Below are 15,443 nucleotides of genomic sequence, written 5' to 3' on the forward strand. Positions count from 1 at the left end.
CTGAGTTCATCTCTGTTCACCTACCGCAACAAGAAGGATGTCATTCATGGCACAGGTTCAAAGCATCAAGTGTAAAGCCGCCATCGCCTGGGGACCGGGCCAGCCCCTCTCCATCGAAGAGGTGGAAGTCATGCCACCCCAAGCCGGTGAAGTGCGGGTACGCATAGTCGCCACCGGCGTCTGCCACACAGATGCCTTCACGCTGTCCGGCGAAGATCCGGAAGGGGTCTTCCCCTGCATCCTGGGCCATGAAGGCGGTGGCATAGTCGAGTCCGTCGGCGCTGGCGTCACCAGCGTCAAGGTGGGGGATCACGTGATCCCGCTCTACACCCCGGAGTGCGGCGAGTGCAAGTTCTGCAAATCCGGCAAGACCAACCTGTGCCAGAAGATCCGCGCTACCCAGGGCAAGGGGCTGATGCCGGACGGCACCACCCGTTTCTCCAAGGATGGCCAGCCCATCTATCACTACATGGGCACCTCCACCTTCAGCGAATACACTGTACTGCCCGAGATCTCCATCGCCAAGGTGGACCCGGCCGCCCCGCTGGAAGAGGTCTGCCTGCTCGGTTGCGGCGTCACCACCGGTATAGGCGCCGTGATGAACACCGCCAAGGTGAAAGAGGGTGAGAGCGTCGCCATCTTCGGTCTGGGGGGCATAGGTCTCTCCGCCATCATCGGTGCCCGCATGGCCAAGGCCGGTCGCATCATCGCCGTCGACATCAACGAGAGCAAGTTTCCGCTTGCCCGCAAACTGGGCGCCACCGACTGCATCAACCCGAACGATTACGACAAGCCGATTCAGGAAGTGATCGTCGATCTCACCGACGGCGGCGTCGACTTCTCCTTCGAGTGCATCGGCAACGTCAAGGTGATGCGCGCGGCGCTGGAGTGCTGCCACAAGGGCTGGGGCGAGTCGGTCATCATAGGCGTGGCCGGCGCCGGCCAGGAGATCAGCACCCGTCCGTTCCAGCTGGTCACAGGCCGGGTCTGGCGCGGCAGCGCCTTCGGCGGGGTACGCGGTCGCAGCGAACTGCCGAGCTATGTGCAGCGCTACATGCAGGGTGAGTTCAAGCTGGACGACTTCATCACCCATACCATGCCGCTGGAGCAAATCAACGAGGCGTTCGAGCTGATGCACGAAGGCAAGAGCATCCGCACCGTCATTCACTACTGAGCATGATCACCCCGCCCGTCCCTCGACGGGCGGGGAGCAGGAGTTCCTCGATGAATCTGGACATTATCAGCAGCAACAAGAGCTTCGATGGCTGGCACAAGCGCTACAGCCACAGCTCCAGCCTGCTCGGCTGCGAGATGCGCTTCGCCATCTATCTGCCGCCCCAGGCCCTCACCGGCCAGAAGGTGCCCGTACTCTACTGGCTCTCCGGCCTCACCTGCACCGATGAAAATTTCATGCAGAAAGCGGGGGCACAGCGCATCGCCGCCGAGCTCGGCATCGCCCTGGTGGCACCGGACACCAGCCCGCGCGGCGAAGACGTGGCGGACGACCCCGCTTACGATCTCGGCATGGGGGCAGGCTTTTACGTCAATGCCACCCAGCATCCCTGGCGCGATCACTACCAGATGTATGACTACGTCACCCGCGAGCTGCCCGAGCTCATCGAAACCCACTTCCCGGTCTCGACCCGGCGCGCCATCAGCGGCCACTCCATGGGCGGCCACGGAGCCCTGATCGCCGCCCTGCGCGAGCCCGGTCGCTACCGCTCGGTGTCGGCCTTCAGCCCCATAAGCCACCCAAGCCGCTGCCCCTGGGGCCAGAAGGCGCTCGGCGCCTACCTCGGCAACAATCCGCTGCTGTGGCAGGAGTGGGATGCCTGCCAGCTGCTGCGCCACCATGAGGTGACGCCGCTGCCGACCCTGGTGGATGTCGGGCTGGACGACCCCTTCCTCACCGAGCAGCTGCACATAGATGCCCTGGCCGATGCGGCCGCCAGCAAGGCCTGGCCGCTGGAGCTCAACCGCCATGCCGGCTATGACCACAGCTACTACTTTGTGGCGAGCTTCATCGAGGCGCACCTGCGCTTCCACGCCCGCCACCTCTGATCGAAACAGGCCCGTCACGGGCCTGTCTCTTTTCTGCGTTCGATTGTCGGCTTGAGGCCAGCGGCGTCAGCTGCCCTGGCGGGTCACGTCACCCGAGCCCGCGATCTTGCTCTCCAGCTTGGGATCACCCCAGTAGCTGACCGAACCGGATCCGGCGATGCCGACCTTGAGCCGATCCCGGGCCCGTACCTCCACATCCCCGCTGCCAGCGATATTGATCTCGACCTGATCGCTTCTGAGACCGGCGCCCAGCACATCGCCGGCGCCGGCGATATTCAGCTCCACGGCTTTGGCCGAGCCTTCACCCAGATCCAGGCTGCCCGAACCGGCTATGTTGCCCTCCAGCCGGTTCAGATCCAGCTTGCTGGCGACTATGTCGCCCGTGCCGGCCACCGACAGCACCAGCTGGTCACCCTTGAAGCCATGCAGATCGCCGCTGCCCGTGCCCGCCAGCGCCAGCTCATGGAGCTCCGGCAGTGTGATGGTGAGCTCCAGCGGCTCTGTGGGATCGAGCCGATAGCCATCCTTCACCTCTATCTCCAGCTTGTCTCCCTTCTCGGTCAGCACCAGATAGGGCAAGAGGTTCTCCTGTCCCTTGATATGAATACCGCTCGCCTCACCCGCGACCAGATGGATACTGGCGGGCACACCGGCCAGTATCCGGGTCACCTGCCGACCCATGGCGTGCTGCTGCTCGATCACGGCCCCCGCCCCGCTCACCCGGGTATCATCCAGCCAGCTGCAACCACTGAGCCCCACGACCAGCATAATGCCCATCATCCATTTCATCGCCACTCTCCTCGTTGTGTTCTGGCCGTCTTCAGACCGTTTGGTCCTCATAGATGGCAAACCCCATGCCAAATCATCAACCACATGATTTTCATCATTATTTAACTTTTCCATGTCAGCACCATCACTATACAGAGAGTCATTCAGACCATAATTTGGTAAAAATGACCATCCCAAAACGGGGAGATCCCGGTCGGTTGGCAGCCCTCCCGCAGGGTCGCTATGCTGACAAACCGTGGAAGTTTTTTGTTGTGGCGCCAGTCCGTTGAGCCAATAGTGATACCTTGTGCGTATAGAGCTCTCCATCGATGCATTTACCACTGTCTTGTCAGTCTTCACTGCAACAAGGAGTCAGAGCGTGACCCAAGTCAGCACCTCGTTTTACACCGCCGTCGGCCTGCCCGAGCCGACCCGCACCCCGCTGCTGACCGGCAGCGATCCCGAGCAGAAACGCCGTGAACTGCTGGCCTACTTCTGCCAGACCTTCGATCTCTACGACTCGCTGTTCGATTGTCTGGCCGATGAGCGCGCCTGGTTCAACAAGGCGATCCCGCTGCGCCATCCGCTGATCTTCTACTACGGCCACACGGCCGCCTTCTTCATCAACAAGCTGCTGGCGGCCCGCCTCATCGACAGTCGCCTCGACGCCCGCATCGAGGCCATGGTCGCCATCGGGGTGGACGAGATGAGCTGGGACGATCTCGACGAGACCCACTACGACTGGCCCGCCGTCGCCGAGCTGCGCGACTACCGCGCACAGGTGCGCGCCCTGGTGGTCGACTTCATCGAGCGGATGCCGCTGACCCTGCCCATCAACTGGCAGAGCCCGGCCTGGGTCATATTGATGGGGATAGAGCACGAGCGCATCCACCTCGAGACCTCCAGCGTGCTGATCCGCCAGCTGCCACTGGCCTGGGTACGGCCCCGCCCCTATTGGCCCGCCTGCCCCCAGGTACGCCATCAGATGGCGGACGTGCCTGCCAACAGCCTGCTGCCGGTGGCAGGGGGCCGTGTGCGCCTCGGCAAGCAGGATGCTACCTATGGCTGGGACAACGAATATGGCGAGCGCCACATCGACGTCGCCCCCTTTCAGGCCAGCCGCATGCTGGTCAGCAATGCCGAGTATTTCGCCTTCGTGCAGGCGGGGGGGTATGACCGGCAGCAGTGGTGGGATGAGGAGGGCTGGGGCTGGTGCCAGTATGCCAAGGCGCGCATGCCCAGCTTCTGGGTCGGCGATCCTAGCGAACCCGAGCAACTGCAACTGCGGCTGATGACGGAGCGGGTGGCCATGCCCTGGGATTGGCCCGCCGAGGTCAATCAGCTGGAGGCCGCCGCCTTCTGCCGCTGGAAAGCGGCCCAGACAGGGCTGCCCATCCAGCTGCCGAGCGAGGGGGAGTGGGCGCTGCTGCGCGATCAGCTGGCGGGGGATCAGCCGGACTGGGTTGAGGCACCCGGCAACCTCAATCTGGCCCGCTTCGCCTCCTCCTGCCCGGTGGACGCCTTCCCCCAGGGCAGTTTTTTCGATCTGGTGGGCAACGTCTGGCAGTGGACCAGCACAGCCATCGACGGCTTCGAGGGGTTCAAGATACACCCGCTCTACGACGACTTCTCCACTCCGACCTTCGATGGCAAGCACACCCTCATCAAGGGCGGCAGCTGGGCAAGCACGGGCAACGAGGCCCTCAAGTCATCCCGCTATGCCTTTCGCCGCCACTTCTTCCAGCATGCGGGCTTCCGCTATCTGGTCTCCCGCTATCAGGAACCCGTTATCGTGAATCCTTATGAAACCGACACGCTCGTCGCACAATACCTCGACTTCCAGTACGGTCCGGCCCACTTCGGCGTGGCCAACTACGCCAAGACCCTGGCCGACCTGGCCAGCGAGCTGTGCGGCAACCACCAGCGGGCGCTGGACATAGGTTGCGCCACAGGTCGCGCCAGCTTCGAACTGGCCCGTCACTTCCAGCATGTGGACGGAGTGGACTACTCGGCCCGCTTCATCGACGTGGCGCTGGCACTGGCGAGTCAGGACAGCTTCCGCTACGCCGTGCCACTGGAGGGAGATCTGGTGGGGTATTGCGAGGCGCGGCTGTCGAGCCAGGATCTCGGCGCCGAGCAGGCCGGGCGAGTCCACTTCAGCCAGGGGGATGCCTGCAACCTCAAGCCCAAATACGGCGACTACGATCTGGTGCTCGCCGCCAACCTGATCGACCGGCTGCGGGAGCCCACCCGCTTCCTGCGCGACATAGCGCCGCGCCTGCGCAGCGGCGGCCTGCTGGTGCTCACCAGCCCCTACACCTGGTTGACCGACTACACCCCCAAGGCCAACTGGCTTGGCGGCATCCGTGAAAATGGCGAGGCGCTCAGCACCTATCAGGCGCTGCAACGGCTGCTGGCGGAGGAGTTCGAGGAGCACTGCCCGCCCAGAGATGTGCCCTTCGTGATCCGCGAGACCGCCCGCAAGTACCAGCACACCCTGGCCCAGCTCACCGTCTGGCGTAAGCGCTAGAGAGCGGCGACGGCACGAGCCGTGAAAATAAAAAAGGAGGCCTGTCGGCCTCCCTTTTTTTCATTGTGGCGCGCACACGGCGGGGCTCAGGCCCCCTGCTCGTGATAGCGGCGGGCCAGCACGGCACAGACCATCAGCTGGATCTGGTGGAAGATCATCAGCGGCAGCACCATGACACCGACGCTGGCAGCCGGGAACATGACGTTGGCCATGGGCACACCATTGGCGAGGCTCTTCTTGGATCCGCAGAAGACTATGGTGATCTCGTCCGCCTTGTTGAAGCCGAGCCGGCGGCTGATCCAGACGTTCCAACCCAGCACCAGCGCCAACAGCACGCAGCTGAGCAGCACTATGCTGGCCAGATCGTACCAGCCTACTTGATGCCAGATCCCCTGCACCACGGCCTCGCTGAAGGCCACATAGACCACCAGCAGAATGGAGCTCTGATCCAGCTTGCCGATCAGCGGGCGATGGCTGTCGACCCAGCGACCGATCAAGGGCCGCGACAGATGCCCCACCACGAACGGCAGCATCAGTTGCACCATGATGGCCTGGATGGAGTGCCAGGTATCGACCCCCTCCCCTTGTACATTGATCATCAGCCCCACCAGCACGGGGGAGAGGAAAATACCTAGGATGCTCGAAGCCGAGGCACTGCACACAGCCGCCGATACATTGCCCCCCGCCATGGAAGTGAAGGCGATGGCCGACTGCACTGTGGCGGGCAAGGCGCACAGATAGAGGAAACCGAGATAGATGGCCGGGCTCAGCCACTGGGGCACCAGTGGGGTGAGCAGCAGCCCCAGCAGCGGGAACAGCAGGAAGGTGCTGGCCATCACCACCAGATGCAGCCGCCAGTGACCCAGCCCCGCCAGCAGGTTCTGGCGCGACAACTTGGCGCCGTGCATGAAGAACAAGAGCGCCACCGCCAGCTTGGTCAACAGACCAAACCAGACGGCAACCTGCCCCTCGCAGGGAAAGAGGGAGGCCAGGGTGACCACCAGAATAAGCACACAGGTAAAGGGATCCAGACGCACGAGCGGTCTCCATCGGAAGCAGATCCCGCCCTCATCAAAGAGGCCGGGTTCAGGGGCGACAAGAAACACAACAGGAGGTGTCTGGCACCTCCCGTTGAAACGAATCCCCAGCTTACCCCTATATGCGGGAGGCGCAAAGTTGAGCGGCCCCGCGCAGCGTGCAGGAAATTAAACAACCCGGGCTGGCGGCCAGCCCTGTGATTCAGCGCTGCTTGGCCAGCTTGGCGCCGTCTGCCAGCGTGCCGCCGCCGGTTTTCTTGTCATTACCACCAAGCTTGCGGGCCTGACGCTTCTCGAAGCGGGAGATCCACCAGTAGGCCAGCGCCGAGAAGACCGCCGTCATGAAGACGTTGATGAAGAAGGCGCGCACCAGATCCACCCCGGTCGGGAAGGCGGAGGCACTCATGCTCACCACGAAGATGAGGATGAGCACGGACACCACGGCCATGCCGAAGGTGCGAGAGCCCATGCGAAACTCCCGCGGAGTGTCGTCGTGTTTCCAGCGGAACACGAAGTAGGCCACCATGATGAAGATCGGCGGCAGCATGGCGGTACCGGCGGTGAGGTTGATGGCGGTGTTCATCATCTGCTGCACCGACTCGGAGCCGAAGCCGTTCACCACCAGCATCACGAACACGAACGCAAACTGCCACCAGGCGGCGCGCACCGGCACCCCGTGCTCATTGAGCTGGGTGGTCTTCTCCCCGTAGACGCCCTGGGGGATCTCGGAGAAGTGGATCTTCACCGGGGCCGAGGTCCACATCATCATGGAGCCGAACATGGCGATGAAGAGCACAACCCCGACCGCACGGCCGACCAGCGCCTCGGACAGGTGGAAGTACTGGGCCATGCCGGTGAAGATTTCCACCATGCCGCCGGCATAGGTGAGGCTTTCCCGCGGCACGAACACGTTCACCAGCAGGGAACCCAGCGCATACATGGCACCTATGACGATACCGGCCGTGATGATCACCCTGATGAAGGACTTCTGACCGCCTTTCACGTCATTGAGATAGGCCGCCGCCGTCTCGGCGCCACCGGCCGCCTGGAAGATCCAGCACATGATGCCCAGGGTCGCCCAGTTGACTGTGGGGGTCATGGCTTCCAGCGTGATGGGCTGGGCCGCCACATGATCACCACTCAGTGCCATCAGGGCACCCAGTACATAGATGGCGAACAGCGCGAACACACCGTAGGCCACCAGTTCGGCAATCTTGCCGAGCCAGGTCGCCCCTTTGGTGGAGATATGGGTTGCCGCCGCGAACAGCGCTATGGAGATGATCGAGGTCACCATGGGGGAGAAGCTGTATTCATACCCCAGCATGGCGTAGGAGGCGTAGGCGATGACGTTGGGCAGCAGGGAGACGAACCAGAACAGGTTCACGAACCAGTAGAGGAAGGAGCCCAGATAGGCCATCCGGGTGCCGAGCGGCTTCTTGAGCCAGTCATACATGCCCGATTCGGAGTTCTTGTTGGCCGAGACGAACTCGGAAATGATGAACACGAAGGGGATGAAATAGACGAGCGTGGCCAGCAGGAAGATGGGCGCCGAACTGAGCCCAAGTTCTATGTTGTTGTTGACTATGTTGCGCACGTTGAACACGGCGGCAAAGGTCATCGACAACAGGGCAAACTTGCCTATGGTGCCGCGTACGGAATCAGACATATGTCCTCCAATGGAATAACGCCGCTTCACCAGCTGACGCTTTGACTCTGAATGTGTTCGGCACAGGCCTCATGGCCCGGCCAGAGATTTTCTTGTTATGGTCGGGCCGCTCAAGCGACCTCGCTGGCAAACCGCTGCGGCCCAACCGCACCGGCACTCAATCAGGGATCGCTCAGACGATCGGGGTACCCGGCGCCATCGGCACGCGAGGCTGCAGCAGCACGCTCTGGCTCTCGTCCGGGGTCTCGGCGCAGAGCAGCATGCACTCGGAGCGCTCGCCGCGCATCCTGGTGGGTTTGAGGTTGGTCAGCACCACCACCTGGCTGCCCAGCAACGCCTCCTCGCTGTAATGAGGCACCAGACTGGTGACCGTCTGCAGCGGCCGCTCGCCACCCACGTCGATCTGGACGATATAGAGTTTGTCGGCCCCGGGATGGCGCACCACCTCCAGCACCTTGCCCACCTTCATCTCGACCCGTTTGAACTCGGCAAATTCGATCGTCTCGCTCATTCCATTCTCCTTCTGTTCTGTGGTTCAACCGGTCACGGGTGGCTGTCGCCACCCGCTTGTTCTCTCTTGGCCACTCGGGCCGGCTTGCGCTGGGGATCAGGAGGCCTGGATGGACACCTGAGCGGCCGGCAGGGCCTCTTTCGCGCGCGCTTCTTCGCTCAGGGAGGCTTCATATCTGTTGTATTTCCACCAGGCGAAGCCGAGGAAGATCACTATCCCGCCGACGTTGTAGAAGACGATGGTCACTATGTCGGCACCGGTCGGGAAGGTGGAGGCGAGAAAGCCCACCGAGAAAATGGCGATCAGCACCGAGACCACGGCGATCCCCGTGGTGCGCGAGCCCATCTTGAAATCCCGTGGCAGGTGTTCCAGCTTCAGGCGCAGATTCAGGTAGGCCAGCATGATGAACAGCGGCGGCAGCATGGAGGCGGCGGCCGTCATGTTGATGACGGTGTTCATCAGATCCTGGGCGGTGTTGGAGCCCAGGGTCGGGATCAGCATCAGCGGCAGCACTATCAGGTACTGGATCCAGGCTGCACGAGCGGGCACGCCGTTTTCGTTCAGCTCGACCGTCTTTTTGCCGAAGATGCCGGCCGGGATCTCGGAGAAGAAGATCTTCACCGGGGTCGCCGTCCACATCAGCAGGGAGCCGAACATGGCGGTGAAGGAGACCAGCCCCACGAAGCGGTTCATCAAGATGCCGGGCAGACCAAAGTAGGACGCCAGCCCTTCGAATACCTGCACCGAGCCGCCGGTATATTTCAGGGTGCCACTCGGCACGAAGACGTTGATCAGCAGGGAGGCAATGGAGTAGAGCACGCCGATGAAGATCCCGGCGATGATGATCACCTTCACGAAGGACTTGGAGCCGCCCTTCACGTCATTGACGTAGACCGCCACCGACTCGGCGCCACCAGCCGCCATAAAGATCCAGGTGGTGATACCGAGGAAGGCCCAGCTGAAGTCCGGGATCATGGCCTCCACCGTAATGGGGTCGGCTGGCTGCACGCCGCCGATAAGGGCCGCGCCCGCCAGCAGTATGTAGGAGAGGGTCAGCAGCAACATCAGGGAGGAAGTCACCGAGGTGATGGGGCCGAGCATCTTGGCGCCATTGGTGGAGACGTAAGTCGCGAAGGCGAACAGGATCATGCTCAGGCCAGTGGTGGCCAGCGGCGTGAGTATGTATTCGTAGCCCAGGAAGGCATAGGAGGCGTAGGCGATGACCCGCGGCAGCAGCGAGGTGAAGAAGAAGAGGTTCACGAACCAGTAGGTGTAGGCGGAGATAAAGGCCCAGCGCCCGCCGAGGGAGCTCTTCACCCAGGCATAGACGCCGGCCTCGGAGTTCTTATTCAGCGAGACGAATTCCGCGATGATGAGGCAAAACGGAATGAAGTAAAAAATGGTTGCCAGAAAGAACATGGGGGCCGAGGCCAGACCGATCTCGATGTTGTTGTTGATGACGTTGTTGAAGCTGAATACCGCCGCGAAAGTGAGCGACAGCAGACCAAACTTGCCTATCGTATTGCGTTTGGAATCAGACATGGTGCATCTCCAGACCTGTAGTTATTGCTGCGAAAGGGCGGGGCATGATTTGTAGGGTGAACCCCGCCCTTCCGGCTTTGTCAGTGCAAAAACAGCGGCTTGTTATTTGTTTTTGAAGTAGCCGCCTTCGACCGTGACCTTGATGATCAGCTTGCGCACCGGCGCATCGCCGGCGAAGCGATAGGCCTCATGGTTCTCGAAGATCACCAGCTGGCCATTGCCGACCTTCTGGCGCTCTCGCACCTCGCCGGCCAGCCACTCGCGGTCTCTGGTGTCGTCATAGGCCTGCTCGACCCGCAGATCCGGCTTGGCAGCCCACTCCACCGTCTCTTCCCCTTCCAGGTAGTAGTGGATGTCGAAGTAGCGACGCTGCCCCTCGAACAGTGAGGTGGCCGGGCTGGCCCCCTCCTGCAAGCGGTAGGTGAGGGAGTCACCGATGGAGTGACAGATGCCGGGCTTGAGGTTGGCCAGGTTGTCGATGGCCTCCACGCAGCGGCCCCACTTCTTGCCCTCCCGGTAGATGTTTTTGAACAGGGTCAGGTTGTCCAGGGTGATCATGCGAGCGTCCTCCCGCCGTTGATGGTGAGATCGATCCCGGCCAGCGCAGCCGGATTGAGGTTGCCACGGGCGATGGGCAGCAGGGTCAGGCCGAAGCTGAACGGTTCGAAACGCACCCGCCAGGAGTCCAGCACCTCGGAGCCCCAGGAGTTGGAGCCCAGCCCCAGCACCTTGTGATCCAGATTGAGGGTGAGATAGCCGCAGGGCTCCAGTTCGTTGATGTGCTGGGCTGCGTGGATATGCTCCCAGCTGTAGGGCCAGACGCTCAGGTTGATGGGGGCATCGGGCCGCACGTAGAGACCGGCGCCGTGGCGGTTGGTCAGGGTCGCCCAGCGCACCTGCTGGCGGTTGCCGTTGTCCTGCGGGAAGGGGTAGTGCTCCCACATCTCGCCCACCGTGCTCTGGAAGCAATCGATCCAGTTACTCTGGCGGCTATCCTGGTAGTTCTCTCCCGGCCCCATGCCGAAGTAGTGCACCCGATCGAGATCCTGGCGGATACCCAGCTCGAAGCCGATCTTGGGGATGATGTCGTCATAGCCGCCATAGGGCTGACCGGACAAGGCGACATGCAGCTGACCGTTCGGGCTCAGGGTGTAGACGTAGCGGCAGCGCATGCCGAAGTCGAACACGGGCGGCGCTATCAGGCTCTCCACCGTCACCTCGACCGCCTCGCCCAGCTGACGCCAGCTCAGAGTACGGAAGTGCTCCTGCATGATCTGCAGGTGGTTGGGGTGCCACAGGCTCTCGTACTCCTGCTTGTGGTTGTCGATCATCGGCTTGAAGAAGGTGAGGCGCGGCGCCCGCTCTATCAGCTCGATACCATCCTGCTGCCAGCTCACCAGCTTGCCGTCGAGGCGCGAGAAACGCAGGGCGAAGCCGCTGCCGCTCAAGATCAGCGCGAGGCGCTCGTCGGCAATCTGCAGCGCAGTGGCGTTGGGATTGGCAAAGGGCTGCAGCTGGCGAGTCGACTCTTTCAGCTGGAACTGGTACTGGCCCAGCTCGTGCTCCGCCGCGCTATGGCGGGTGGCGGTGGCCTTGATAACTCGCAGCTGGACGAAGGTTTCCCACCCATCGAGCGTGGGCAGCTCAAACTGCAGTTCTGTGGTGGCACCGGGGGCAATACCTTCCAGACGAATTTGCTGGCTGGCCAGCAACTCGCCCTCGGCCTTCACTTCGACCAGCAGGCGGATGTCGTCGAGATTGGAGAACCAGTAGCGGTTTTCCAGCTCCAGCCGGCCATTGGCCAGATCCAGCGCGCGGATCTTGACCGGGCAGATCACCTGTTTGTATTCACGCAGGCCGGGCCCAGGGGTCTGATCCGGGTAGATGAGGCCATCCATGCAGAAGTTGTAGTTGTTGGGGTAGTCGCCGTAGTCGCCACCGTACTTGTAGACGGGGCGGCCCTGCTCGTCCTGATCCAGGATGCCGTGATCGCACCACTCCCAGATGTAGTGACCCTGAATGTGGGGATGGCGGTCAAACACCTGCTGATATTCGCTGAGGCCACCCGGGCCGTTGCCCATGGCGTGGGCGTATTCGCAGAGGATGCGCGGCTTCTCCATCGGGAATTCGCCGAAGCAGTTCATCTGGGAGACGCGGGAGTACATGGTGCTGACCACATCCACCACCTCGGCATCGCGGTCTTCCTCGTAGTGCACCAACCTGGTCGGATCTATTTGCTTGCAGCGCTGGTACATGGCCCTGATGTTGCAGCCATAGCCGGACTCGTTGCCCAGGGACCAGATGATGATGGAGGGGTGGTTCTTCTGGGCGTGGACGTGGCGTTCGATGCGATCCACGAACACTGGCTCCCAGAAGGGAGCGTTGGTGATGCGGCTGAGATCGCCGACGTTGGCAAAACCATGGGTCTCCACGTCGGTCTCCGCCATCACGAACAGGCCGTACTGGTCGCACAGCTCATAGAAGCGCGGGTCGTTCGGGTAGTGGGCGGTGCGCACCGAGTTGAGGTTGTGCTGCTTCATCAGCACCAGGTCGCGCTCCACCCGATCCATGCCGACCGCACGGCTCTTGAGGTGGTCGTTGTCGTGGCGGTTCACCCCGTGCAGCTTGAGGTAGTGGCCGTTGACATAAAACAGACCATCTTTGACCTTGATTTCACGCACCCCGACCCGCTGCGGGATCACTTCCAGCAGCTCGCCCTGACCGTTGTAGAGGGAGAGCATCAGCTGATAGAGATAAGGGTCTTCGGCGTTCCATAGATGGGGGTTGGCCAGATCCAGCGTGAAGCGACAATCACACTTGCCGTCGATGGCGAGATTGTCGAGCGAGCCGCTGGCGATCTCGCTGCCCTGATCCAGCAGGGACCAGACCAGACGGTGATCACGGGCCGACGCCCCCAGATTTTCCAGCTGGATGTCGCAGCTCAGGGTGGCGCCTTGATTGTCGTCGGCCAGCGCGGTGCGGATGAAAAAGTCCTGCACGTGGGCAGCCGGTTTGCCCACCAGATAGACGTCGCGGAAGATGCCCGCCATCCACCACATGTCCTGATCTTCGATATAGGTGGAGTCGGCCCACTGCATCACCCGTACCGAGAGCAGGTTCTCGCCGGTGTGGGCGTAGGCGCTGATATCGAACTCGGCGGTGAGGCGGCTCCCCTTGCTGAAGCCCACATAGTGGCCGTTCACATAGACCTCGAAGTAGGTCTCCACACCGTCAAACTTGATGATCACCTGCTCGCCGTCCCAGGCCGGGCTCAGCACGAAGCTGCGCTGATAGGCGCCGGTGGGGTTGTTGCTCGGCACGAAGGGCACGTCTATGGGAAAGGGAAAGCCCTCATCCGTGTATTGCAGGTTGCCGTGCCCTTCCATCTGCCACATGTTGGGCACTGTGATCTGGCCCCACTCGCTCATGGGGCTGTGATAGAAGGCCTCCGGCACCTGCAATGGGTGCTCGAAGTAATTGAACTGCCACTGGCCGCTCAAGGAGAGAAAGCGGCGGCTCAGCTCGCGCTGCATGGTGGCCGCCAGCGCGTGGTCGGCATAAGAGAAGAAGTAGGCGCGCGGGGCCAGCCTGTTTTCACCAACGAATTGAACGTTTTCCCAGTTATTCACATGTCCTCCCGGAACAAGGCAACTTTGACTGGGTAAACTCTAGATAAACATTTACTAAATATCAGGTAATGATCGGTAAAGTTTTAACCCCATCACACAAGATGGCTGGATTTGTGAGCGAGATCGGAAGCCGGAACTAAAGGAGGGGTTTGTCTGCCTAGGTGGCATGGATGTTGATGCCCATAAGAGAGGGAATAACAATATCGTTATATAACAATACATTAAGTATTTATTAAGAGTGGGAATGTCTATCCGGGATAAAGAGAGTCGCCGCACCATGTCAGAATGGTGCGGCTAAAAACCAATGAGTTTTACTAAAACTACCGAGTGGTGCCACGCAGGGTCAGTCGGCTGGGAACCAGTACCCGCAGCGGGACCTCACGTTCGTCGCGAAGCCGTTCTACCAGCAGATTGACCCCCTGGGAACCCATCAACTCGGAGTGGATCCGCACGGTGGAAAGCGGCGGGAAGGTAAACTTGGCAGTCGGAATATCGTTGACGCTGATGAGCTCGATCTGCTGGGGAATGGCCAACCCCTTCTCGTGGATGGCTCGCAGCACACCGATGGCGATGGAGTCGGAGGCAACAAACAAGGCCTTGGGCCAATCCCCCGCCAACATCTCCTTCGCCAACCGATAGCCGGAGGCACTGGAGAAGTCCCCGCGATAGAGATCATTCTCCTGCACCACTCCCAGCCGCTGACCGTAGTCGAGGAAGGCCAGCTCACGCAGATCCGGCGCCTCATCCTGACCACCTATGTAACCGATGCGGCCGTGTCCCTGGGCAATGAAGAAATCCACCACCTGCTGGCTGATCAGCGCCAGATCCACGTCCACCGAGTCGAACTCCCCCTGGGAGCGACAGTCCACGAACACCAGCTGGGCAGAGAGGGAATAGAGTGCGGCAAGCCGCTCAGGTGGCAGATGGCCGATAACCAGAATACCGTCGACGGCGGAGAGCTCACGCCCCTCAGCACCGTTGTAAAAATGGGTAAGCTCGATATTGAGGCGGGCACACTGGGTCTCGATGCCATAGCGAATGGCGAGATAGTAGGGGTCGTTGACCTCGGTGCTCTGCGGGTAGGCATAGACCGCCAGAAAGTGCAGCTTGCTCTTGTGCACCCCTTTGCGAGCCGTGCTGGTCTTGTATTCCAGCCGCTCGGCGATCTCGAAGATCTTCTGCCTGGTCTCTTCCTTGACGCTCAGCGTCGGGTCTTCATTGAGCACCCGTGACACAGTCGCCTGGGAAACCCCCGCCTCCTGCGCAATTTCCTTCAACGTGGCCATGCATACTCCTCTGGCGATGACTCCCGACAATACCAGACCAAGAGTAACGGGCAACGTGCTGACATCCCAGCATTTTTACTAAAAGAAACCCATGGTGGGAGGAAAAATTCCAAAGCAAAAAGGCCTCCCGAATGGGAGGCCTCTTCTAAATAGGAGCCTGACAGTGTCCTACTCTCGCATGGCGAATGCCACACTACCATCGGCGCTACCGCGTTTCACTTCTGAGTTCGGCATGGGATCAGGTGGTTCCACGGCGCTATTGCCGTCAGGCAAAAAGCGTTAAAACTAACTTAAAACTGGTGCTGATACCCAGAGTCGAACTGGGGACCTCATCCTTACCAAGGATGCGCTCTACCAACTGAGCCATATCAGCACACTAACCGGTAAAGACCACACTGCGTGCGTTATCTAAA

General features: G+C 61.2%; 11 protein-coding genes, 1 tRNA gene and 1 rRNA gene. 3 read left to right on the forward strand and 10 right to left on the reverse strand.

What is annotated here, in order from left to right:
• Window positions 1-46 precede the first annotated feature (46 nt).
• Both BN1118_RS03580 and fghA read left to right on the forward strand, forming a co-directional pair.
• Window positions 47-1,174, forward strand: coding sequence for an S-(hydroxymethyl)glutathione dehydrogenase/class III alcohol dehydrogenase (locus BN1118_RS03580; RefSeq protein WP_043554609.1), 1,128 nt, complete (start codon window positions 47-49; stop codon window positions 1,172-1,174).
• Window positions 1,175-1,224: 50 nt separating this feature from the next.
• Complete coding sequence (fghA, locus tag BN1118_RS03585) at window positions 1,225-2,061, forward strand: S-formylglutathione hydrolase (RefSeq protein ID WP_043554610.1); 837 nt, start codon at window positions 1,225-1,227, stop codon at window positions 2,059-2,061.
• A 66-nt stretch (window positions 2,062-2,127) separates the two neighbouring features.
• On the opposite strand, the gene BN1118_RS03590 is transcribed toward fghA, so the two are convergent.
• On the reverse strand, window positions 2,128-2,850 hold the full coding sequence (locus BN1118_RS03590) for a head GIN domain-containing protein (protein ID WP_043554611.1): 723 nt from the start codon (window positions 2,848-2,850) through the stop codon (window positions 2,128-2,130).
• Window positions 2,851-3,208: 358 nt separating this feature from the next.
• On the opposite strand from BN1118_RS03590, the gene ovoA reads away from it, so the two are divergent.
• On the forward strand, window positions 3,209-5,359 hold the full coding sequence (ovoA, locus tag BN1118_RS03595) for a 5-histidylcysteine sulfoxide synthase (RefSeq protein WP_043554612.1): 2,151 nt from the start codon (window positions 3,209-3,211) through the stop codon (window positions 5,357-5,359).
• Between the two features lie 86 nt (window positions 5,360-5,445).
• Here the strand turns inward: ovoA and BN1118_RS03600 are convergent, their stop codons facing one another.
• The 9 genes from BN1118_RS03600 to BN1118_RS03640 form a co-directional block, all read right to left on the reverse strand.
• Window positions 5,446-6,396, reverse strand: coding sequence for a bile acid:sodium symporter family protein (locus tag BN1118_RS03600; RefSeq protein WP_043139509.1), 951 nt, complete (start codon window positions 6,394-6,396; stop codon window positions 5,446-5,448).
• A gap of 202 nt (window positions 6,397-6,598) precedes the next feature.
• A complete protein-coding gene (locus BN1118_RS03605; RefSeq protein ID WP_043554613.1) occupies window positions 6,599-8,062 on the reverse strand; it encodes an amino acid permease in 1,464 nt (487 codons plus the stop codon).
• 172 nt (window positions 8,063-8,234) lie between these two features.
• On the reverse strand, window positions 8,235-8,573 hold the full coding sequence (locus tag BN1118_RS03610; protein WP_043554614.1) for a tRNA-binding protein: 339 nt from the start codon (window positions 8,571-8,573) through the stop codon (window positions 8,235-8,237).
• Between the two features lie 96 nt (window positions 8,574-8,669).
• Window positions 8,670-10,115 (reverse strand): amino acid permease, encoded by a 1,446-nt coding sequence (locus BN1118_RS03615; protein WP_043554615.1) that lies wholly within the window; start codon window positions 10,113-10,115, stop codon window positions 8,670-8,672.
• 102 nt (window positions 10,116-10,217) lie between these two features.
• Complete coding sequence (locus tag BN1118_RS03620; protein WP_043554616.1) at window positions 10,218-10,673, reverse strand: beta-galactosidase subunit beta; 456 nt, start codon at window positions 10,671-10,673, stop codon at window positions 10,218-10,220.
• Window positions 10,670-13,744 (reverse strand): beta-galactosidase subunit alpha, encoded by a 3,075-nt coding sequence (ebgA, locus tag BN1118_RS03625; RefSeq protein ID WP_043554617.1) that lies wholly within the window; start codon window positions 13,742-13,744, stop codon window positions 10,670-10,672. Before ebgA ends, BN1118_RS03620 begins: the two co-directional genes overlap by 4 nt.
• Before the next feature lie 320 nt (window positions 13,745-14,064).
• Entirely contained in the window at window positions 14,065-15,030 is a 966-nt protein-coding gene (gene ebgR, locus BN1118_RS03630) for a transcriptional regulator EbgR (protein ID WP_043554618.1), read from the reverse strand.
• 155 nt (window positions 15,031-15,185) lie between these two features.
• Window positions 15,186-15,300, reverse strand: a 5S ribosomal RNA gene (gene rrf, locus BN1118_RS03635).
• 27 nt (window positions 15,301-15,327) lie between these two features.
• Window positions 15,328-15,403, reverse strand: a tRNA-Thr gene (locus BN1118_RS03640).
• Window positions 15,404-15,443: the final 40 nt, after the last annotated feature.

The organism is Aeromonas bestiarum, assembly GCF_000819745.1.
GTDB lineage: Bacteria > Pseudomonadota > Gammaproteobacteria > Enterobacterales > Aeromonadaceae > Aeromonas > Aeromonas bestiarum.

Coding starts and splice junctions, on each gene's coding strand:
- BN1118_RS03610 (WP_043554614.1), bottom strand. CDS start 8,573: ATGAGCGAGACGATCGAATTTGCCGAGTTCAAACGGGTCGAGATGAAG.
- fghA (WP_043554610.1), top strand. CDS start 1,225: ATGAATCTGGACATTATCAGCAGCAACAAGAGCTTCGATGGCTGGCAC.
- BN1118_RS03605 (WP_043554613.1), bottom strand. CDS start 8,062: ATGTCTGATTCCGTACGCGGCACCATAGGCAAGTTTGCCCTGTTGTCG.
- BN1118_RS03580 (WP_043554609.1), top strand. CDS start 47: ATGGCACAGGTTCAAAGCATCAAGTGTAAAGCCGCCATCGCCTGGGGA.
- BN1118_RS03590 (WP_043554611.1), bottom strand. CDS start 2,850: ATGAAATGGATGATGGGCATTATGCTGGTCGTGGGGCTCAGTGGTTGC.
- BN1118_RS03615 (WP_043554615.1), bottom strand. CDS start 10,115: ATGTCTGATTCCAAACGCAATACGATAGGCAAGTTTGGTCTGCTGTCG.
- ebgR (WP_043554618.1), bottom strand. CDS start 15,030: ATGGCCACGTTGAAGGAAATTGCGCAGGAGGCGGGGGTTTCCCAGGCG.
- BN1118_RS03620 (WP_043554616.1), bottom strand. CDS start 10,673: ATGATCACCCTGGACAACCTGACCCTGTTCAAAAACATCTACCGGGAG.